Origin of the sequence: Mycobacterium sp. 1164985.4 (assembly GCF_001668575.1) — a bacterium.
In the GTDB taxonomy this organism is placed as follows: domain Bacteria; phylum Actinomycetota; class Actinomycetes; order Mycobacteriales; family Mycobacteriaceae; genus Mycobacterium.
The window spans coordinates 32,005-53,360 of record NZ_LZMD01000056.1; the positions used below are offsets into that span (position 1 = coordinate 32,005).

Sequence of the window (21,356 nt, forward strand, 5' to 3'; positions counted from 1 at the left end):
GGCACACCTTGGAACCGACACTCCACGATACGCCAGCACCGTCGCGGTAAACGCCAAACGAACGCCGATGCGGATACGGCGCAATGGCAAGATGTTGCTCGTGCCGAGCCCCCCGCCGACCATCAGCAGGAGACGTCTTTTGGCCTCGGCCGCGGCATTGGCGCTGGTGGGCGCGACCGCGGCGGCCTGCGGCTCCCAGCCCCCGCCGCCGGAAGTCGACGAACTCGCCGCGCAGCTCGACCGGGCGCGCGCCGACAGCCAGCTGGCCACCGATGCCGCCGCCAGCGAGCGGGGCAATGTCGCCCAGGCACTGACGGCGGTGGCGGCCGAACGCACAGCCCACGCCCAGGCGTTGTCCGACGAACTGGTCCGCCTGCGTGGGGAGGAGGCGCCCACCTCGACGCCGACCAGCACCACCGCCGAACCCGCAAAGCCGCCGACGGTCAAGGACGCCCGCAATGCGCTGCGCGCGTCGGCGTCGAGCGCCACCGAACTCGCGGCCAAACTCAGCGGCTATCGCGCCGGGCTGCTCGCGTCGATCGCCGCGGCCTGCACCGCCGCGTACACCGTCGCGCTCGCCGAACCGGAGCAGACGCGATGACGTCGGCCGAACCGACCCCCACCCGGCCGTCGGGCCCCGCGGACGGCGCGCTGTACGACGCGATCGCCACCGAGCACGCGACCATCTACGGGTACGGCATCGTCTCGGCACATTCCACACCCGAGGACAACAAGCTGGTGTCGGACTCCATGGCCGAGCACCGCGAACGCCGCGAGGCCGGGCTGAAGATGCTGAGCGACCGGTCGATCGCCGGTCCGCTGCCCGCAGCGGGATACCAGCTGCCGATGAAGGTGGAGACCCCCTCCGACGCCGCCAAACTCGCGGTCCGCATGGAGGAGGACGCGGCCGTCGCGTGGCGCGCCGTCGTCGAGCAGGCCACCTCCGAACACGAGCGCGCCTTCGGCGTGACGGCGCTGACGCAGGCTGCGGTGGCGGCGGCGCGGTGGAGCCAGGTGCTCGGCACGACGCCGGTCACGGTGCCGTTTCCCGGCGGCAGCGAGTAGGCCCCCGCGCCGTAGCCCCTTTCCGCCGAGTGTGGGCTCATGTCACCCTTCGGCCGCCTCAGGCGTGCGGGTGACCCGCGTTCGCGCTAGGACTGCAGGGCGGCGACGATCGCGTCGGCCGCGCCGTCGGCGGCGACCTCGCGCTTCTCGCCGCTGAAGCGGTTGCGCAACTCGACGACGCCGTTGCCCCAGCCGCGACCGACCACCACGATCCACGGCACCCCGAGTAGTTCGGCGTCCTTGAACTTCACCCCGGGTGAGGCGGTGCGGTCGTCGAGCAGCACGTCGACACCGATCCGATCGAGCTCGGCGGCCACCTCCTCGGCCCCGGTGCGCGCGGCGGCGTCCTTGTTCGCGATGACGAGGTGGACGTCGAACGGGGAGACCTCCGATGGCCAGCACAGGCCGATGTCGTCGTGGTGTTGTTCGGCGATGACGGCGACCAGCCGCGACACCCCGATGCCGTAGGACCCCATGGTCAACCGGACCGGTTTGCCGTTCTCGCCGAGCACGTCGACCTCGAACGCTTCGGTGTACTTGCGGCCAAGCTGGAAGATGTGGCCGATCTCGATGCCGCGCGCGCTCACCAGCGGCCCGGCCCCGTCCGGCGACGGATCGCCGTCGCGCACCTCGGCGGCCTCGATCGTGCCGTCGGCGACGAAATCACGCCCGGCGACCAGGCCCACGACGTGCTTGCCGGGTTCGTCCGCGCCGGTGATCCACGACGTGCCGTCGGACACCCGCGGATCCACTAGATACCGAACACCGTTGGCAAGCAACGCTTTCGGGCCGATGTACCCCTTGGCCAGGAACGGATACCTGGCGAAGTCGGCGTCGTCGAGCAACGCGTACTCGGCCGGTTCGAGCGCGGCGCCCAGCCGTTTGTCGTCGACCTCGCGGTCACCGGGCACACCGACGCCCAGCAGCTCCCACTCTCCGCCGGGCAGGCGGACCTTGAGCATCACGTTCTTGAGGGTGTCGGCCGCGGTGACGGTGCGGTCCAGCGCGGCGTTGGCCCACTCGACGAGCGTGGCGATCGTCGGGGTGCCGGGGGTGTCGTAGACCTTGGCCTCGGGCTGGCCGTCGACCGGCAGGGCTTCCGGAACCGCGGTGGTCACCGCTTCGACGTTGGCGGCGTAGCCGGACTCCAGACAGCGCACGAACGTGTCCTCGCCGATTTCGCTTTCGGCCAGGAACTCCTCCGATGCGCTGCCGCCCATCGCCCCGGACACCGCCGAAACGATCACGTAGCGCACGCCCAGACGATCGAAGATCCGCTGGTAGGCCTCGCGGTGCGCCAGGTACTGCGCGCGCAGGCCCTCGTCGTCGACGTCGAACGAGTACGAGTCCTTCATGACGAATTCCCGGCCGCGCAGGATTCCGGCCCGCGGTCGCGCCTCGTCGCGGTACTTGCTCTGGATCTGGAACAGCAGCAGCGGGAAGTCCTTGTAGCTGCTGTACTCCCCCTTCACCGTCAGCGTGAAGAACTCTTCGTGGGTGGGGCCCAGCATGTAGTCGTTGCGGCGACGGTCCTGCAGCCGGAAGACGCCGTCGCCGTACTCGGTCCAGCGGTTGGTCGTCTCGTAGGGCGCCTTGGGCAGCAGCGCCGGGAACAGGATCTCCTGGCCGCCGATCGCGGTCATCTCGGACCGGACGACGCCCTCGATCTTGCGCAGCACCCGCAGCCCCAGCGGCAGCCAGCTGTAGAGCCCGGGTCCGACGGGCCGGATGTAACCGGCGCGGATCAGCAGTTTGTGGCTGGGCACTTCGGCGTCGGCGGGGTCGTCGCGCAGGGTGCGCAGAAACAGCTCCGACATGCGGGTGATCACAGCCGACAACCTTACTGACCGCGCGGGCTACAGCTCGCCGGCCTCCACCGCCTCCTTCGTGTGCTGCGCGGCGGCGATCTCGCGGGACGAGAATCCGATGAAGAACGCGGCGATCCCGACCATCACCGCGACACCGGCCACCCACAGCAGCGAGTAGGTGTAGCCGTATCCGAGGGCGTCGAGCTGGGCGGGCGTCATGTCCTTCACTGGACCCGTGGTGCCGCCGAGATACAGCGTGCGCGACGTCTGCACGGCCTGGATCACGACCAGAACCAAAGGGCCGCCGAGGTTCTGCACCATCAGCGTGATCGACGAGACCGGTCCGATCTCACCGGGCCCGACGCCCGCGATCGCACACAGCGGCAGGATTACCGCGATGGCCCCGATACCGAAGCCGCCCACGACGATCGGCGCGAACAGGTCGGGGAAGTACGGGATGCTGCGGTCCAGCGTCGAGCCGTAGAGCATCGCCCCCAGGACGAAAAGACCGCCGCCGAGGATCAGCCAGCGCGGCGCGACGTGCGGGGCGAGCCGGGCCGCGACCGCCGTGCCCACCCCGAAGGCCAGCGCGAACGGGATGAAGCAGATTCCGGCCCGCAGCGCCGAGTAGCCCAGGACGTCCTGCACCAGCAGCCCGATCATCACGGTCAGCGTCAACAGCACCCCGCCGGCGAGGAACAGCGCGACGAACGTCATCACGCGGTTGCGGTTGTCGAACACCGAGAACGGCACGATCGGGTGCTGTGCGGTGCGTTCGACGAGCAGGAAGCCGATGAAGAAGATCGCCGACGCGACTGCGGCACCGATGACCAACGGGTCGACCCAGCCCCGCGGCGGGCCCTGCGTGAACACCAGCACCGCCGAGGTACAGCCCAGCGTCGCCAGCAGCGCGCCGGTGATGTCGAGTTTCAGCCGCTCGTGGTGGGTTTCGGCGAGCTTGAACACCGCGATCGCGATGATGGCGATGCCGATCGGCACGTTGATCAGGAACGCCAACCGCCATGAGATCACGGTCAGCGCGCCGCCGAGCACCAGGCCGAGCACCGAACCGATGCCCTGCATGGCCGCAGAGATGGCCAGCGCGCGGTTCCGCGCTTGGCCAACCGCGTACGTCGTCGCGATCAGCGCCAGCCCGGTCGGTGCCGCGACGGCTGCCCCGGTGCCCTGCACCGCCCTCGCCACGATCAGCGTGGCCGGGTCGGTGGCCAGGCCGCACACGAGCGAGGCGATGGTGAAGACCCCGACGCCGGACAAGAAGGCGCGCTTGTGGCCGATCGCGTCGCCGACGCGTCCACCGAGCAGCAGCAGCCCGCCGAACGCGAGGACGTAGGCGGTGATGACCCAGCTCTTGGTGGCGTCGGCGAGGCCGAGGTCGGCCTGCATGCGAGGCAGCGCGACGATCACGATCGTGCCGTCGAGCGTCGACATGAGCTGCATGCCGGTGATCGCGATGATCGCCGGGCCCAGAACCGACTTCGCGAGCGGCAGCGCCGCGGGCGGAACGGGGCGGTCCGTCGACTCGGAGGAACCACCGACGGCAGACATGGACAGCCACCCTACCGAGTGCGGTTCAGAGCTAAAGCTCTCCCCACTTCGATGTCGAGCTAAAGCTCTCCGGAATCGATCGCGTCCTTGACTTCCTGCGCATGCGCAACCTGCGACGCGGTGTAGCCGATGAACAACGCCGCAGCGCCCACGATCACCGCGACGGCCGCGACCCACAGCAGCCCGTAGGTGTAGCCCTGGTCCAGCGCGTGCAGCTGCGCGGCGTTCATGTCGTTGACCGGTCCGGTGGTGCCGCCCAGATACAGCGTGCGCGACGTGATCACGGCCTGGATCACCGCCAACACAACGGGCCCGCCGAGGTTCTGCAGCATCAGCGCGATGGCCGACACCGGGCCGATCTGGTCGAAGCCGACGCCGGCGATGGCCGACAGCATCAGTGGCACCACGATCATTCCGATGCCCAGGCCGCCGATCGTGATCGGCAGGACCAGGTTCGGGAAGTACGGGATGTTCGCGTCGAGCGTGGAGCCGTAGATCATCGCGCCCAGCACCAGCACGCCGCCGGCGATCACCAGCAACCGCGGCGGGAACATCTGCACCAGCTGCGACGACAGCCCCAGCCCGATCCCGAGCGCGATCACGAACGGAATGAACCCGATACCTGCCCGCAGCGGGCTGTAACCCATGATGTCCTGCACATACAGGCCGATCAGAACGGTCAGCGTGAACATCACGCCGCCGGCGAGGAACACCGCGGCGAACGTCGCCACCCGGTTGCGGTCTTTGAACAGGTCGAACGGCATGACGGGGTTGGCGGCGGTGCGCTCGACGTAGAGGAACGCGAGCAGCGCGACACCCGCGGCCAGGCCGGAGCCCAGCGCGACCGGCGACAGCCAGCCCTGCTCGGGACCCATCGAGAAGCCGAACACCGCTGCGGTGCAGCCGAGCGTCGCCAGGATCGCGCCCGCGGCGTCCAGCTTGAGCCGCTCGCGGCTCGTCTCGCGCAGCGTCTTGCGGGCCAGGTGGATCATCAACAGGCCGATCGGCACGTTGATCAGGAACGCCCATCGCCACGACACCTCGGTGAGCGCGCCACCGACGATCAGACCCATGACCGAGCCGATACCGGTCATCGCGGCGAAGATCGCGGTGGCCGCGTTGCGGGCCGGGCCCTTCGGGAACGTGGTCGCGATCAGCGCCAAGGCGGTGGGTGACGCGATGGCCGCGCCGACGCCCTGGAGCAGCCGGGCGGTGACCAGCGTCGCCTCGTTCCACGCGAGGCCGCACAGCACCGAAGCGATGGTGAACAGCGCGACGCCGACGATGAAGGTGCGCTTACGCCCGATCGTGTCGCCGAGCCGACCGCCGAGCAGCATCAGTCCGCCGAAGGTCAGCACATAGGCGGTGATGACCCAGCTACGGCCGGCGTCGGAGAGGCTCAGCTCGTCCTGAATCTTAGGAAGCGCGACGATCGCAACCGTGCTGTCCATGGTCGCGAGCAACTGCATGCCACCGATCGCGATGACCGCCGCGATGAACCTCCGCGACGGCAGCCACGTCGAGGACCTGCCGATTTGCTCCCGCGCGGACTGAACAGCGCTCTTCTGGGAACGCGTCGAAAAGGCTCGGTTTGCCCCACCCTCGGCGTCACGGCGCATGGCAGCACGCTCTGCGTCATTGAGAGCCGTCATGCGGGTTACCTTACAGTAATCTTAAGAATCCTTTAACCGCCGAAGGCGGCCACGGGCCCGATCACGATGATCGCGGGGGGCCGAATTCCGTCTTCGCGGATGCGTTCCGCGGCATCGGCGAGCGTCGCGCGCAAAGTCCGCTGTGCGGCCGTCGTACCGTGCTGGACCACCAGCACCGGCGTATCCGCAGGTCGCCCGCCCTCCAGCAGAGCCTTGGCGAAAAGTTCGATGCGCTCGACAGCCATCAGCAACACGATCGTGCCCGAGAGGGCGGCCAGGGCATTCCAATTCACTAACGATTCGGGGTGCCCCGGCGCAACATGCCCGCTGACCACCACGAACTCATGCGTCACATGGCGGTGCGTGACGGGCACGCCCGCCAGTGCGGGAACGCCTATGGCGCTGGTCACACCCGGTACGACGGTCACCGGGATCCCCGCTTCGGCGCACGCGATCACCTCTTCGTAGCCGCGCGCGAACACGAACGGGTCACCGCCCTTGAGACGCACGACGAACTTGCCCTCTTTCGCGCGGTCGATCAGCAGGCCGTTGATCGCGTCCTGGGCCATGGCCCGGCCGTAGGGGATCTTCGACGCGTCGATGACCTCGACGTGCGGGGGCATCTCGGCGAGAAGCTCCTGCGGCGCGAGCCGGTCGGCGACGACGACGTCGGCGTGCGCCAGCAGCCGACGTCCCCGGACGGTGATCAGCTCGGGATCGCCCGGTCCCCCGCCGACGAGCGCCACGCCGCCACGCACGACGTCGGTGGTCGCCGACTCGTCCGGTGCGATCAGCCCCTGCTGCATGGCTTCGTGGATCGCCGACCGGATGGCCGCCGACCGCCGGTGCTCACCCCCGGCGAGCACCCCGACCGACAAGCCCTCGTACCCGAAGGATGCGGGGGTGACCGCGGTGCCTTCGATGGCCACGTCGGCGCGGACGCAGAAGATGTGGCGATCCTCGGCCTCGGCGACGACGGCCGCGTTGACTGCCGGGTCGTCGGTCGCCGCGATCACGTACCACGCACCCTCGAGGTCGCCGGGACGAAACTCACGTAGCTGCAGTGTGATTCCGGTCATGGCCTCGACCACGGGGGTGGCCTCGCGGGCGATGACGACGACGTCGGCGCCGTTGGCCACCAGAAGCGGTAGTCGGCGCTGCGCCACACTGCCGCCGCCGACGACGACAACCTTCCTGCCGGTCAGGCGTAGACCGACGAGGTAGGCGTTCTCGGTCACTGGCTTGGATCCTCTTCTCGCGAGCGGCTCATCGGCGCGAGCTTAGAGGTTGCAGCGACGGCGACGAACCGGCTGATCGCCCGCGAGTGCGCGGCGGGGTGAGTGTGCAGATAACCGGCGTGCACGGCGCCGTCCACGACGCCGTCGCGCCTGCGCGCGATGTCGTGACCGGCGAAGATCCATGCGGGCGCGTAATCGTCCTTGAAAGTGACTGCGGTGCGGTGGAATTCGTGCCCCATGGTGCGGTCACCTATCGAGTGCAAGGGCGAATCCGCCACCACGACCGCCTCGCGATAGCCGAGTGTGAGCCGGTCGGTGAACGTCGCCGAACCGGCGATCACGCCACACATCGGATGGCCGTCGAGGTCGTCGACGAGATAGGTCAACCCCGCGCACTCGGCGTGCACGGGCGCCCCCGACGTCGCCAGTCGCCGGATCTGCGTCCGCGCGACCTCGTTGGCCGACAGTTCGGCGACGAACTCCTCCGGAAAGCCGCCGGGCAACACGAGCGCGTCCGTGCCCTGCGGCAAAGGGTCGGTCAGCGGGTCGAACTCGACGACCTCGGCACCCGCAGCGGCGAGCACTTCGCGATGCTCGGCGTAGCCGAAACTGAAGGCCTTACCCGACGCGAGCGCGACCGTCGCATCACCGCCGACCGGCGTCACCTCCTCGGCGTCCCAGGGGTCGTCGATGACCCGGCTCTCGGCCAGCGCGCCGATACCCACCAGGTCCACATAACGCCCGACCAGCGCGGTCATCGCCTCGACCGCCAATCGAGCCCTGTCGCCGTGTTCGACCGCGGTGACCAGACCCAGATGCCTTGAGGGAACGGTCAATTCGTCGCTGCGCGGAATCGCCCCGAACACCGGCACGCCGGCGTGCTCGCACGCCTGTCGCAACACCTCCTCGTGACGCAGCGAGCCGACCCGGTTGAGGATCACCCCGGCGACGCGCACCGACGAGTCGAACGTCGAAAAGCCGTGGAGCAGTGCGGCGATGCTGTGGCTCTGTCCTCGGGCGTCGACGACGAGGACGATCGGCGCGCCGAGCAGGCCCGCGACGTGGGCGGTGGAACCGAACGCGCTGCTGCGTGCTTCTTCGGTGATACGCCCGTCGAACAGGCCCATGACGCCTTCGATGACCGCGATGTCGGCGCGGGTGCTGCCGTGTCGGTACAGCGGGCCGATCAGGTGTTCACCCATCAGGACGGGGTCGAGGTTGCGGCCGGGCCGCAGCGTGGCCAGCGCGTGGTAGCCGGGGTCGATGTAGTCGGGGCCGACCTTGAACGGCGCCACCGCTCGTCCCGCCCGCCGCAGCGCTCCCATCAAACCCGTTGCGACGGTTGTCTTTCCGCTACCCGACGATGGTGCGGCGATCACGACGGCAGGCGTCGACCTGCTCACGCCCGCCACCTCGTCTCTTTGTCCTCGCGAACGTGCGTGTTTGCACACGACACGCAGGGAAATCTCGACACTTCGCGCACGGTCGCGCCGACACGAGCGTGCACAAACAGCTGCGTCTGCGCGGCGTGTCGTGTGCAAACACGCACGCTCGCGCAACCGTCAGCAAGAAGTGGGGTCACCACTCGATGCCCTTCTGGCCCTTGCGGCCGACGTCCATCGGATGCTTCACCTTGGTCATCTCGGTGACAAGGTCCGCAGCGTCCAGCAGTCGCTGCGGAGCGTCGCGGCCGGTGATGACGACGTGCTGGGTGCCGGGCCGCGAACGCAGAGTCTCGACAACCTCGTCGACGTCGATCCAGCCCCACTTCAGCGGGTAGGTGAACTCGTCGAGCACATAGAAGTCGTGGCGCTCGTCGGCGAGCCGCCGCGTGATCTCGGCCCAGCCGTCGGCCGCCGCGGCCGCGTGGTCGACCTCGTCGCCCCGCTTACGCGACCACGACCAGCCCGAGCCCATCTTGTGCCACTGCACCGGTCCCCCGACGCCGTGCTCGTCGTGCAGCTTCCCGAGCTCGCGGAACGCCGCCTCCTCGCCGACCTTCCACTTGGCGCTCTTGACGAATTGGAACACCGCGATGTCGAACCCTTGGTTCCACGCCCGCAACGCCATCCCGAACGCCGCAGTCGACTTACCTTTGCCCGGCCCGGTGTGTACCGCGAACAGCGGCGCGTTGCGTCGCGCCCGGGTGGTCAACCCGTCGTCGGGAACCGCCAGCGGCTGCCCCTGAGGCATACGAACCTCCCTTTCAGGCGGCGGTGCGGACCACGTCGGTCAGGCTGTCCGCCCGGAGCTGGGCGAGCCGCACCGCCGGGCCGCCCAGTTGTTCGGCGAGTTCTTCGGCCAAGCCCAGCCGCACATACGACGTTTCGCAGTCCACGACGACCGCGGCGGCGCCTTCGGCGACCAACCGGGCGGCGGCCGTCCGCGCGCGGCCCAACGGGTCGACGCCGCCGGTGGCTCGCCCGTCGGTCAGCACCACCACCAGGCTGCGCCGGGCACGGTCGCGGGCCTTCTCCCTCACCACCAGGTCGCGCGCCGCAAGCAAGCCCTCCGCCAGAGGCGTCTTGCCTCCGGTGTCAAAGCGGGCCAGGCGACGGCTCGCGATGTGCACCGACGACGTCGGCGGAAGCAGCACCTGCGCGTCGCGCTGGCGGAACGTGATGACGGCAACCTTGTCGCGCCGCTGATACGCATCGCGCAGCAGCGACAGCGTCGCGCCGCCGACCGCGGACATCCGGTCGCGCGCGGCCATCGAACCCGATGCGTCGACGACGAAGATCACCAGGTTGCCCTCGCGGCCTTCCCGGATCGACCGCCGCACATCGTCCGGCCGCGGCCGGGGCGCGCCCGCACCGCGCTGCCGCTCCACCGCGGCCAACAGCGTGCCGAACACGTGCACACCGTGACCGATCCGACCGTCGGGGGTCGCTGCGATCGTCTTGCCGGTGCGGTTACGCGCCCGCGACCGGCGGCCTGGCGCACCCTCCCCCACACCGGGCACCACCAGCGACCGGGTACGGAACACGGCGGACGGGGTGGCGTTCGGTCGCGATGCGCCGCCCGAGTTCCGTTGTGACTGTTGACCATTGCCGCCATCGGTGTCGGGTGTCGACACGCCACCACCCGGCGGATCGGGCTCGGGATCGAGGTTTTCGTCGGCGGCATCGTCGGCCTGCGCCATCGCGTCGTCGAGTTGTCCCGGATCGAGCCCCGGGTCGTCGAACGGGTCGCGTCGACGGCGGTGCGGCAACGCGAGTTCGGCGGCCACCCGGACGTCCTCCTCGGCCACCGTGTCGGCCCCGCGCCACGCGGCGTGCGCGACGGCGGTCCTGGCGACGACGAGGTCGGCGCGCATACCGTCTACGTCGAACGCCGCGCACAGCGCCGCGATGCGTCGTAATTCGCTGTCCGGCAGCGAAACCGAGCCGACCAGAGCACGCGCCGTGGCGACCCGTCGCGCCAAATCAGCGTCGGCCTCGGCGTAGCGCTGCGCGAACGCGTCGGGGTCTGCCTCGTACGCCATGCGCTGCCGGATCACCTCGACGCGGACCTCGACGTCGCGCGAGGCCCGCACGTCGACGGTCAGCCCGAACCGGTCGAGCAGCTGCGGACGCAGTTCGCCCTCTTCGGGATTCATCGTGCCGATCAGCACGAACCGGGCGTCGTGACTGTGCGACACCCCGTCACGCTCGACGTGCACCCGCCCCATCGCCGCGGCGTCGAGCAACACGTCGACCAGATGGTCGTGCAGCAGGTTCACCTCGTCGACGTAGAGCACGCCGCCGTGCGCGCGGGCCAGCAGCCCGGGCGAGAACGCGTGCTCGCCGTCGCGCAGCACCTTCTGCAGGTCCAGCGAGCCGACCACCCGGTCCTCGGTGGCGCCAATCGGCAGTTCGACCAGCTGTCCCGATGGCCCCGGAGCACCGTCCGCCGCCGCCTCGAGCACCTTGGCCAATCCCCGCACCGCGGTCGACTTCGCGGTGCCCTTCTCGCCGCGGATCAGGACCCCGCCGATGTCGGGACGGATCGCGCACAACAGCAGCGCCAACCGTAGGCGGTCATGCCCGACGATCGCGCTGAAGGGATAGGTCACGGCTTCAGCATAGGGACGTGCGGAATGCCGTCCTGCATGAACTCCTCACCGTCGCGGACGAAGCCGAGACGGGCATACATATCTGCCAGGTACGTCTGCGCGTCGATGCGACACGGAAAGTCGCCGACCTCGGCCAGCGCTGCCTGCAGAAGCCGGGTGCTGTGCCCGTGCCCGCGCGCCTCGCGCTTGGTGCACACCCGCCCGATCCGGAAGCCCTTGTGGCCACCGGGATGCTCCTCCATCAGGCGCAGCGTCGAAATGACCTCACCGGTGGAGGTTTCCAGCCAGAAGTGCCGTGTCTCACCGAGGAGGTCGCGGCCGTCGAGTTCCGGGTACGGAATGGCCTGCTCCACCACGAACACCTCGACTCGCAGCTTCAGCAGTTCGTACAGCGTCGCGGCGTCCAGGTCGCGAGACCAACTGCGGCGCAGCGCAACCGTCATCCCGTGGCCACCGCCGAGGACTCGTCGAGTCGCAGGATCCGGTTGCCGTGCGACCACACCTCGTCGAACAGCGCTGGCTCGGATGACAATTCGTGCCCCAGGGACGGCACCATGTCCTTGATTTTGGCCTCCCACGACGAATAACGCTCGGCGAAGCAGCGTTGCAGCACGTCGAGCATGGCGGGCACGGCGGTCGACGCTCCCGGCGATGCGCCCAGCAGACCCGCGATGGTGCCGTCCCCGGATGTCAGCACGGTGGTGCCGAAGTCCAGCACGCCCTTGCCGCTTTTACCGCAGATGACCTGGACGCGCTGCCCCGCGACATTGAGTTCCCAGTCGGATTCCCTTGCACTGGGCGCGAATTCGCGTAGCGCATCGATCCGCTCGGCGTCCGACAGCATCAACTGGCCGACCAAGTACTTCAGCAGGCCGAACTGGGTGAGCGCCACGTTGACCATCGACGCGACGTTGTTGAGCGTGATGGACTCGGGGAGGTCGAAGACATCGCCCTGCTTGAGGAATTTCGGCGACCATCCCGCGAACGGTCCGAACAGCAGCCAGGACCGGCCGTTGATGACGCGCGCGTCAAGGTGCGGGACCGACATCGGCGGCGCACCCACCGGTGGCTGGCCGTACACCTTGGCCCGATGCGCGGCGGTCAGGCTGGAGACGTCGGTGCGCAGGAACTTGCCGCTGACCGGGAAGCCGCCGAAGTCCTTGGCCTCCTTCATGCCCGCCTTCTGCAGCAGGTTCAGCGCTCCGCCGCCCGCGCCGACGAACACGAACCGACTCTTGAGCTTGCTGGTGCGCCCGGTGCGCAGGTTCACCACCTTCAGGGTCCACGAGCCGTCGGAGTCCTTGCGCAGATCGCGCACCTCGTGTCCGAACTGCGTGGTCATACCGCGCTGGGCGACGTAGCCGAGCAGCTGGCGCGACAAGGCGCCGAAATCGACGTCGGTGCCCTGCTGCGTCCAGTTCAGCGCCACCGGATCGGAGAAATCACGGTTCTGCGCCATCAGCGGCAGTCGCCGGGCGAACTCGTGCTCGTCGTCGATGTACTCCATGCGCGCGAACAGCGGGTTGGTCACGAGCGCGTCATAGCGGCGCCGCAGGTACTTCACCCCTTCGGCGCCGCGCACGAAGCTCACATGCGGAATCGGGTTGAGGAAGCTGCGCGGGTCGGTGATCACCCCGTTCTCCACCGCATACGCCCAGAACTGGCGCGTCACCTGGAACTGCTCGTTGATGCGCACTGCCTTCGAGATGTCGATCGACCCGTCGGGCTTCTGCGGGGTGTAGTTGAGCTCGCACAGCGCCGAATGGCCGGTGCCCGCGTTGTTCCATGCGTCGCTGCTCTCCGCGGCCGCCGCGTCGAGGCGCTCGATGAGCGTGATCGACCAATCCGGCTCCAAGAGCCGCAGCAGCGTGCCCAGGGTTGCGCTCATGATGCCGGCCCCGATGAGCACGACGTCTGTCTTCCTCGGTTCGTCAGACACTCTCAACTCCCCCCGACTGTCCCTGGTGGCCGCGGCATGGTCGGTCATCAGGTTAGCCCGCAGAGGGCGTTCTCAATCCCCGCGCGCAGCGCCGTTCAGCGCATACCCCGGCGGCACCGCCCGCGCCGACTATCGTTGCTGTCGTGGCCGACTGGAAGGCAGATGTGCTGCCGGGCTACTGGCAACACACCATGGCCCTCGGCGCAGACCCGGACGGCGAGGGCGACCTCGTCGCCACCCTGGTGCGCCGCGGTGAATCCGATCCCTCGGCCACGCGTGCGGTGCTGTTGGTGCACGGGTTCACCGACTACTTCTTCAACACCGAGCTCGCCGATCACTTCGCCGCCCGCGGATTCGCGTTCTACGCGATCGACCTGCACAAATGCGGCCGTTCATGGCGCGAGGGCCAGACACCGCACTTCACCACCGACCTGGCCCGCTACGACGCCGAGCTCGAGCGCGCGCTCGACATCATCGCCTCGGTGTCCCCCGCCGACGTGCTGGTCTACGGGCACTCGGCGGGCGGGCTCATCGTCTCGTTGTGGCTGGACCGGCTGCGGAGCGGCGGGCTGACCTACCGCAAGCGGGTCGGCGGTCTCGTGCTCAACAGTCCGTGGCTGGATCTGCAGGGACCGTCGATTCTGCGGGCCGCGCCGACCCGGGCCGCGCTGGGCGCGGTGTCGCGGGTGAACAAGCGGCTGGTGTTGCGGCCGCCGAGTGAGGGCGGATACGGCACGTCGTTGCACCGCGACTATCACGGCGACTTCGATTACGACCTCAAGTGGAAACCGGTCGGCGGCTTCCCCGTCACGACGGGCTGGATCGCGGCGATCCGTCGGGGCCACGCGAGACTGCACCGCGGTCTCGACGTCGGTGTGCCCAACCTGATCCTGCGCTCGGACCGCAGCGTGCGTGAGGTGACGGATCCTGAGGCGATCCAACGCGGCGACGCGGTGCTCGACGTCGGGCAGATCGCCCGATGGGCGGGATGCATCGGGAACCGCACCACGATCGTGCCGATCGTCGACGCCAAGCACGACGTGTTCCTGTCGGTGCCCGACGCGCGGCAGGCCGCCTACGACGAACTCGACAAGTGGCTGGACTGGTATCTAGCCCACCGGGTAGTCCACGGCTCCGAGGCCGTCAGCCGTTCTACAGGAAGCGGGTCACCGTGACGCACTTCGACATCGCGATCATCGGTACCGGTTCGGGTAACTCGATCCTCGACGAGCGCTATATCGACAAGAAGGTCGCGATCTGCGAGAAAAGCGTGTTCGGCGGGACCTGTCTGAACGTCGGCTGCATCCCGACGAAGATGTTCGTCTACGCGGCCGGTATCGCCGACAACGTCAGGGAGGCGGCGCGATACGGGGTCGACGCGCACATCGACGCAGTGCGATGGCCCGATATCGTCTCGCGAATCTTCGGACGGATCGATCCGCTGGCCCTCGCCGGAGAGAACTACCGACGGTCGTCACCGAACGTGCAGGTTTTCCGCAGTCACACCAGGTTTCGGCCGACCCTTCCCGACGGCCGTTATGCGCTGCGCACCGACGACGGCGACGAGTTCACCGCCGACCAGGTGGTGATCGCGGCCGGTTCCCGGGTGGTGGTGCCCGACGCGGTCACGGACTGTGGTGCGCCCTACCACACGAGCGACACGATCATGCGCATCACCGAGCTTCCCGAACATCTCATCATCGTCGGTGGCGGTTATGTCGCTTGCGAATTCGCCCATATCTTCTCGTCGCTCGGCAGCCAGATCACGCTGCTGATCCGGGGCAGCACGCTGCTGCGCGGTCACGACGACGACATCGCGATGCGCTTCACCGACATCGCGTCAAAGAAATGGGAGGTGCGCAACCATCACGAACTCGTCGATGCGCGCGAGGTCGACGGAGGCGTCGAGATCACGTGTCAGGACGGCTCGACGCTGCGCGGCGACGCCTTGTTGGTGGCAACTGGTCGCGTCCCCAACGGCGACATGCTCGATGCCGAGCACGCCGGTGTGAAGGTGACCGCGAGCGGGCAGGTCGTCGTCGACGAATACCAACGCACCACCGCCCGCGGCATTTTCGCGCTCGGCGACGTGTCCTCGGACTTCCAGCTCAAGCATGTGGCCAACCACGAAGCGCGTGTGGTCAAGCACAACCTGCTGCAGGACTGGGATGACACCGAGGCGCTCATGCCCGCCAACCACCGTTACGTGCCGTCGGCGGTCTTCACCGACCCGCAGATCGCCAGCGTCGGGTTGACCGAAAACGAAGCGCGCGCACAGGGATTCAGAATCAAGGTCAAGATTCAGGATTACGCCGACGTCGCATACGGGTGGGCCATGGAGGACACCTCCGGCATCGCCAAACTCATCGTCGACGACGAGACCGGCCTGCTGCTCGGCGCACACATCATGGGCCATCAGGCGTCGTCGCTGATCCAGCCCGTCATCCAGGCGATGGCGTTCGACCTACCCGCACAGGAGATGGCGCGCGGTCAGTACTGGATTCACCCCGCGCTGCCGGAGGTCATCGAGAACGCGCTGCTGGCGCTGTGCGGCGAGCCACCGTGGCCGCCGTCGCGAAGACATTAAAACGCGCAAAGGCATCAAGACGCTTGCGCCAAACGCGTTCCGACTCGACCGAAGCGCCAGACGGCGACGGCGATCAACCATGCGGCCACGAACAGTCCGACGATCATGAACCCGACGGACTCCAGGTTGAGTGACCCGATTGCGGCGAGCGGACCCGACTCGATGCCGAGGCGATCGACGATGAGCCCCGCGAGCACGATGACCCCGATGAACAAAGCGACGACCACCGACAGCATGGTTACGGTCAGGTTGTAGTAAACCTTGCGGATCGGCTGCAGGAACGCCCAGCCGTATGCCCTGGTCATGAGGACACCGTCGGCCGCGTCGAACAGGCTCATCCCTGCGGCGAAAAGCACAGGGAGAACGAGGATCGCGTACCAGGGCAGGGTGAACGCGGCCGTCCCCGCGGCCAGCACCAGAAGCGCCACCTGGGTGGCGGTGTCGAATCCCAGCCCCATGAGGAGCCCGACCGGGTAGAGGTGCCACGGCTTGTTCACCCGCCGCATCAGCGTGGCGAACATCCGCGCGAGAAAGCCCCGCTGTTCGAGCTGACGCTCCAACTCCGCTTCGTCGAAGTCGCCGCTGCGCATCCGCCGAAAGATCTTGGCGATCCCCACGGCTGCGAACAGGTTCGAGAGACCGATCAGGATGAGGAAGGTCCCCGCCACCAGCGAGCCGACCAGACCGAGCGTCTGCAGCAGCGGCGAGTTCTCGTCCTGGACCGGCCCGACCACTGCCCGCACGCCGACCGCCAGTAGGAAGGCCAGCCCGAAGACGACGGTGGAGTGGCCGAGCGAGAACCAGAATCCCGTCGACAGGGAGCGGGTCCCCTCGCCCACCAGCTTGCGGGTGGTGTTGTCGATCACCGCGATGTGGTCCGCGTCGAACGCGTGCCGCACGCCGAGCAGGTACGCGGTCACCCCGAGACCCACGCCGAACACACCGGCCGAACCCAGGGTGATGTGCTGGGGCGCTACGCCGAAGACGAGTACCCCCCAACCGAACACGTGCAGCGCGAAGACGAAGCCGACCATGCCGGCGATGGTCGTCCAGTCGGTGCGGTCGAATCGGGTGGGAGGAGATGTCTGCACCTGCTCGACGACGGCCATGTTGCGACCCTAGGCCGATGCGCCGTTGCCTGTCTAGCTGAACACATGTTCATCTGGCGGCCTCAACCGACCGCCGATCATGTCGTGCGCTTTGTCGCAGTGATGACCAGGTATTCGGCGTCATACGCGGTCCGGCCCGCCACGTCGGCCTGATTCGCTTCGGTGAGGAAGGCCAGGAAGTCGCGGTCCAGGGCTTCGGTGCGTTCGGCGTCGTCCGCGTTGAACTTGTACGCCGCGATCGTGGGTCCGTAGTTGCGTTTCCAGTACTCGCGGAACTCGAGCGGGGTGGCGCATTGATCCATGCGCACCGTCTGGCGGCGCAGCCTGAGGTCGGTGACCCGGTCGCCGAAGAGCGCGCGGACGTGCTCCTCACTTCCCCACAGCGGCGGCGGGGTCGCCCCCGGGGGCGGCGGCGGCGCGTAGGGCTTCATGGTCGCGAACAGCTTTCCGATGAAGCCTTCGGGCGTCCAGTTGATCATCCCGATCGTTCCGCCGGGACGGGTCACCCTGATCAGTTCGTCGGCGGTTTCCTGATGGTGCGGCGCGAACATCGCACCGACACAGGACATCACCACGTCGAAACCGTTGTCGGCGAACGGCAACGCCTCCGCGTCGGCTTCCGCCCACTCCAGGGTCACACCCCGCTCGGCGGCGATGCGGCGCCCCGCGTCGAACAGCTCCGGCGTGAGGTCGCTCGCGGTGACGGCCGCGCCGAGCTCCGCGGCCGGAATCGCCGCATTGCCCGAGCCGGCGGCGACGTCGAGTACACGATCGCCCGTGCGCACCCCGCAGGCCCGGACCAGTTCGGGACCGAGTGTGGGAATGAGTTCGGCGGCGACGGCGGGGTAATCACCCGAGGCCCACAACGCGCGATGTTTGGCCTTGAGCTGCCGATCGCCATCGCCCGTCGTCGTGTTCTGTTCAGTGGTTGTCATGTCATCCTCCTCGTAGTTGTGTCCCGCCGTCGCCGCCGGTTCGGCGGCGCTCAGCCTCAGGCCGGCCGCCCGCCGGGGCCGGTCGTCCCGACGTAATTGCCGTTGGCGTAGTGATCGGTGTAGGTGACGCCGTCACTGGCCTTGTAGGTGCACGCCGAGCTCCTGATGTCGACCGCGACGGCCGTTTCGTACTTGCCACCTGCCGCCTTGCACTCGGTCTTGATCGTGTTCTCGTTGATCGGCTTTGCGTGGGCGCTCGGCGCGACAAGTCCGGCGATTGCGGGCATCGCGAGCGAAGCCGACAACGCGGAGACGGCCGCAACACGTTTGAACAGCGGATGCTTCATCGTTTTCTCTTCTCTCTTGATGGTCGGCCGTGGGTGGCCTGACCGTTGGGTTTTGACGGATGAAGTCTCTGAGAGAAGGCTTCGGAGATCATTGAACGATCGTGAAATCCGCAGCTCACGTGGTGTTGTGAGCGGTCAGGTGGGGAGGCGTTACGAGGGCGCCGTCCCCCCGGTTGCCGTGACGGTCTGGTCGACACTGAGCACCGCCAGTGTGGCCCGCGCCAGACGGACGGCCTCGACGCCACTGACGATGCGCTGTCCCTGCGGGTGACGGTCGGCCGGCAGCGGCGAGGGCTTTCCGGCACCGACCAGGGCGTCGTGCACAGTCAGCGCCGCATCGTCGGCGCCGATCCGCGCCAGAAAGCGGGCGATGTAGCGCAGATTGAGCCACTGTTGGCTCCAGTCACCCACCCGGTCCCAATGGTCGAGGACGTCGATGAGGGCCGCGGCCGCGGTGGGCGGTTCTCCGTGGACGGCGCGGGTGGAGGCCGCCTCCATCAGGGCGATGCCATGCCACCAGAAGTTCTTGACCGATGCCGCCAGCGCCGCAGCCTCGTCGAACAGTTCCAGCGCGCGCTCCGGTTCGGATTTCTTCAGCACCAGCCCGAGCGCGTAGCGCCCCATCGACCGGGCGGTGGGATTCGAGGTGCCGTCCGCGACACAGACCGCTTCCTGCGCCACGGCGATTCCGTCCTCCGGTCGTCGCAACGCGGCATGACAGATGGCCACGTAGAACAGCGTCCACACCAACCGGATCGGGTCATCCTCGGCGCGCGCACGCCCCATCTCCGTCTCGTAATGCGCGAGCGCGGTACCTGGGTCCCCGTCGTAGAGCGCGAGGTCTGCCAGCACGTCACCCGGGTAGGCGATGCGGCCGTTGGCCCGACCGGGTCTGCGCCCGACGGCCATTTCAGCGAGCGCGCGGGCGTTTTCGGATTCGCCCCGGTTCCACGCGCCCCGTGCCGCGAAGCCGATGGCGGCCGCGTACAAGGGATGCTGGGGATCGGCCCGCTGGATGATCCGCTCCGCCCAACCTGCGGACTCGTATCCGATTCGCAGGTGCATGATTTCGGACAACGAGGTGACCAGCCGCAACGCGGTGTCGATATCTCCGGCGGCGACGGAGCGTTCGAATGCGGTTCGGATGTTGTCGTAGTCGGGCAGCATCCGGTCGACCCATTCGGCCTCGTCCGGTCCGTGCATGCCGACAGCCGCGTGCAGCGCCAACTCGGTGTAGTAGCGGGCATGCCGCCTTGTCACGTCGGCATCGAAACCCGTTTCCTGCATACGGTTTCGGCCATAGGCCCGCAGTGTCTCCAGCAACGCGTAGCGCGTGTGTCCGGCCCCCGGGCGACGCGTCACCATCGACTTGTCGAGAAGTCCGGCGAGCACATCGAGGGTGTCGTCCTCATCACCCGTCCCGCAAACGCCGTGCGCCGCAGCCAGATCGAAACCGCCGGCGAAAACCGACAATCGGATGAACAGATCCTGTTCGGCTTCGGTGAGCAACTGATACGACCAGTCGATCGTGGCGGTGAGGCTCTGTTGCCGAGGAGACGCGTCGCGGGCACCACCGCTGAGCAGCCGCAGGCTGTCCAGCCTGCGCGCGACATCGAGACTGCTCATCGCCCGCATCCTCGCGGCAGCGAGTTCGATCGCCAACGGCAGACCGTCGAGCCGACGACAGATCTCGGTGACCGCACCCGCTGGCTCGCTATCGAGGTCGAAGTCCGGTCTGCCCGAGCGCGCGCGTTCGGCGAACAGGCGAACGCCGTCGTCGATGGGAAGCGGTGGCACAGGCAGAAGCCTCTCGCCCTCGACACCGAGCGCTTCGCGACTCGTCGCCAGCACCACCACCTCCGGGCAGTGGCGCACGACCCGGTCGGCCAACCGCGCGGCGATGTCGAGCACGTGCTCGCAGTTGTCCAGCAGCAGAAGCAGTTTGCGGGCTCGCAGATACTCGATCACGGTGGTTTCGATGTCGAGCCCCTGCTGCTGCTGTACGCGCAGCGCCACCGCAACGGCGTGCGCGACGGCCGTCGCATCCTCGACGGGTGCGAGCTCACATACCCACGCCCCGTCGGGAAAGCCCTCCGCGGATCGAGACGCCGCTTCGAGTGCCAACCGCGTCTTGCCGACGCCGCCGACGCCGATCAGCGTGATCAGCGGTCCGGTGTTCAGCGCATCGACGACCCGGCGCAACTCGTCGTCGCGGCCAATGAGGCTGGTGGCGCGCCTGGGGACACTGTTGGGCTTTTCGGAGGCGATGCGGACCGGTGGCTGCACCTGATCGCCCTCCAGTATCTGCTGATGCACCCGCCGCAGCGCCGGTCCCGGCTCCACACCCAGTTCGTCGACCAGGCGGGTTCGCATCGTCCGGAAGGTGTCGAGCGCATCGACCTGCCGCCCACACCGGTATTGCGCGAGCATCAGTTGGCTCGCCAGCCTCTCGTCGAGCGGATGGTCGCGGAGCATGGACGTCAGCAGCGGGATCAGCTCTGGATGCCGACCGATGCGCAGCCGGATGTCGTTGTGATCCAGTGCGGCGGCTAAGCGTTCGGACTGCAATCCACGCCGGACGTCGTCCAGCCACGGCGTCTCGAGGCTCGCGAACGGTTCGCCGCGCCACAGCTTGAGCGCTTCGGCGAACAGGGCGTCGGCGCTGGCTAGATCGGTCGTCGCCCGCGCCTGTGCGACGAGGTCGCGGAACAGGTGCACATCCACCGTCGACGGGTCCGCGCTGAGAACGTATCCGCCTGGGCTGCGGTTGATTTCGACACTACCGGCGAAGAGGTGCCGGATGCGCGAAACGTATGCGGCCAACGCGTTTCGGGCGCGGTGCGGTGGGTCGTCCGCCCACACACGGTCGATCAGCTGGTCGGACGGCACCGGTCGGTTGACGTCGAGCAGCAGCGTCGCCAGAACGCAGCGTTGGCGGGACGGGCCGATCTCGACCCGCACGCCGTCCACGTGGGCCTCGACGTCGCCGAGCAAACGGAACTGCACAGCCACGACATACAGCTTTCACCAGGTCAGCACGTGTGGGGCGGAAACGG

General features: G+C 68.2%; 17 protein-coding genes. 4 read left to right on the forward strand and 13 right to left on the reverse strand.

Going from position 1 to position 21,356, the window contains the following annotated elements:
• Positions 1-91: 91 nt before the first annotated feature.
• Both A5650_RS09115 and A5650_RS09120 read left to right on the forward strand, forming a co-directional pair.
• On the forward strand, positions 92-601 hold the full coding sequence (locus A5650_RS09115) for a hypothetical protein (RefSeq protein ID WP_156744062.1): 510 nt from the start codon (positions 92-94) through the stop codon (positions 599-601).
• Positions 598-1,065 carry a ferritin-like domain-containing protein gene (locus A5650_RS09120; protein WP_067289333.1) on the forward strand — a complete coding sequence of 156 codons (468 nt, stop codon included), beginning with the start codon at positions 598-600 and terminating at the stop codon, positions 1,063-1,065. Before A5650_RS09115 ends, A5650_RS09120 begins: the two co-directional genes overlap by 4 nt.
• Positions 1,066-1,151: 86 nt before the next feature.
• On the opposite strand, the gene A5650_RS09125 is transcribed toward A5650_RS09120, so the two are convergent.
• The 9 genes from A5650_RS09125 to mqo all read right to left on the reverse strand — a co-directional run bounded on the left by A5650_RS09125 (position 1,152) and on the right by mqo (position 13,370).
• Positions 1,152-2,894 carry a proline--tRNA ligase gene (locus tag A5650_RS09125; protein ID WP_067289336.1) on the reverse strand — a complete coding sequence of 581 codons (1,743 nt, stop codon included), beginning with the start codon at positions 2,892-2,894 and terminating at the stop codon, positions 1,152-1,154.
• Between the two features lie 27 nt (positions 2,895-2,921).
• Positions 2,922-4,439: an MFS transporter gene (locus A5650_RS09130; protein ID WP_067289339.1), complete on the reverse strand. Its 1,518-nt coding sequence runs from the start codon at positions 4,437-4,439 to the stop codon at positions 2,922-2,924.
• A gap of 59 nt (positions 4,440-4,498) precedes the next feature.
• Complete coding sequence (locus A5650_RS09135) at positions 4,499-6,091, reverse strand: MFS transporter (protein WP_067289341.1); 1,593 nt, start codon at positions 6,089-6,091, stop codon at positions 4,499-4,501.
• A 32-nt stretch (positions 6,092-6,123) separates the two neighbouring features.
• A complete protein-coding gene (gene cobA / locus A5650_RS09140; RefSeq protein WP_067289344.1) occupies positions 6,124-7,329 on the reverse strand; it encodes a uroporphyrinogen-III C-methyltransferase in 1,206 nt (401 codons plus the stop codon).
• On the reverse strand, positions 7,326-8,732 hold the full coding sequence (locus A5650_RS09145) for a cobyrinic acid a,c-diamide synthase CobB (protein ID WP_067289396.1): 1,407 nt from the start codon (positions 8,730-8,732) through the stop codon (positions 7,326-7,328). Before A5650_RS09145 ends, cobA begins: the two co-directional genes overlap by 4 nt.
• A 175-nt stretch (positions 8,733-8,907) precedes the next feature.
• Positions 8,908-9,522 (reverse strand): cob(I)yrinic acid a,c-diamide adenosyltransferase, encoded by a 615-nt coding sequence (gene cobO / locus A5650_RS09150; RefSeq protein WP_067289346.1) that lies wholly within the window; start codon positions 9,520-9,522, stop codon positions 8,908-8,910.
• 13 nt (positions 9,523-9,535) lie between these two features.
• Positions 9,536-11,383, reverse strand: coding sequence for a magnesium chelatase subunit D family protein (locus A5650_RS09155; RefSeq protein ID WP_067289349.1), 1,848 nt, complete (start codon positions 11,381-11,383; stop codon positions 9,536-9,538).
• A complete protein-coding gene (locus A5650_RS09160) occupies positions 11,380-11,826 on the reverse strand; it encodes a GNAT family N-acetyltransferase (RefSeq protein WP_067289352.1) in 447 nt (148 codons plus the stop codon). Before A5650_RS09160 ends, A5650_RS09155 begins: the two co-directional genes overlap by 4 nt.
• Positions 11,823-13,370 (reverse strand): malate dehydrogenase (quinone), encoded by a 1,548-nt coding sequence (gene mqo / locus A5650_RS09165; RefSeq protein WP_082950680.1) that lies wholly within the window; start codon positions 13,368-13,370, stop codon positions 11,823-11,825. Before mqo ends, A5650_RS09160 begins: the two co-directional genes overlap by 4 nt.
• 143 nt (positions 13,371-13,513) lie before the next feature.
• Between mqo and A5650_RS09170 the strand changes: the two genes are divergently transcribed.
• The gene (locus A5650_RS09170; protein WP_067289398.1) at positions 13,514-14,497 is read left to right on the forward strand and encodes an alpha/beta hydrolase; all 984 of its coding nucleotides are present in this window, start codon (positions 13,514-13,516) and stop codon (positions 14,495-14,497) included.
• A complete protein-coding gene (gene mtr / locus A5650_RS09175; RefSeq protein WP_067289358.1) occupies positions 14,494-15,909 on the forward strand; it encodes a mycothione reductase in 1,416 nt (471 codons plus the stop codon). Before A5650_RS09170 ends, mtr begins: the two co-directional genes overlap by 4 nt.
• A 14-nt stretch (positions 15,910-15,923) precedes the next feature.
• Here mtr and nicT read toward each other — a convergent pair whose 3' ends face one another.
• The 4 genes from nicT to A5650_RS09195 all read right to left on the reverse strand — a co-directional run bounded on the left by nicT (position 15,924) and on the right by A5650_RS09195 (position 21,312).
• The gene (nicT, locus tag A5650_RS09180) at positions 15,924-17,018 is read right to left on the reverse strand and encodes a Nickel transporter NicT (protein ID WP_067289360.1); all 1,095 of its coding nucleotides are present in this window, start codon (positions 17,016-17,018) and stop codon (positions 15,924-15,926) included.
• A 77-nt stretch (positions 17,019-17,095) separates the two neighbouring features.
• Entirely contained in the window at positions 17,096-17,953 is an 858-nt protein-coding gene (locus A5650_RS09185) for a class I SAM-dependent methyltransferase (RefSeq protein WP_067289363.1), read from the reverse strand.
• Between the two features lie 56 nt (positions 17,954-18,009).
• Complete coding sequence (locus A5650_RS09190; RefSeq protein ID WP_067289366.1) at positions 18,010-18,300, reverse strand: hypothetical protein; 291 nt, start codon at positions 18,298-18,300, stop codon at positions 18,010-18,012.
• Between the two features lie 150 nt (positions 18,301-18,450).
• Positions 18,451-21,312: an AfsR/SARP family transcriptional regulator gene (locus A5650_RS09195; protein WP_067289368.1), complete on the reverse strand. Its 2,862-nt coding sequence runs from the start codon at positions 21,310-21,312 to the stop codon at positions 18,451-18,453.
• Between the last annotated feature and the right edge of the window lie 44 nt (positions 21,313-21,356).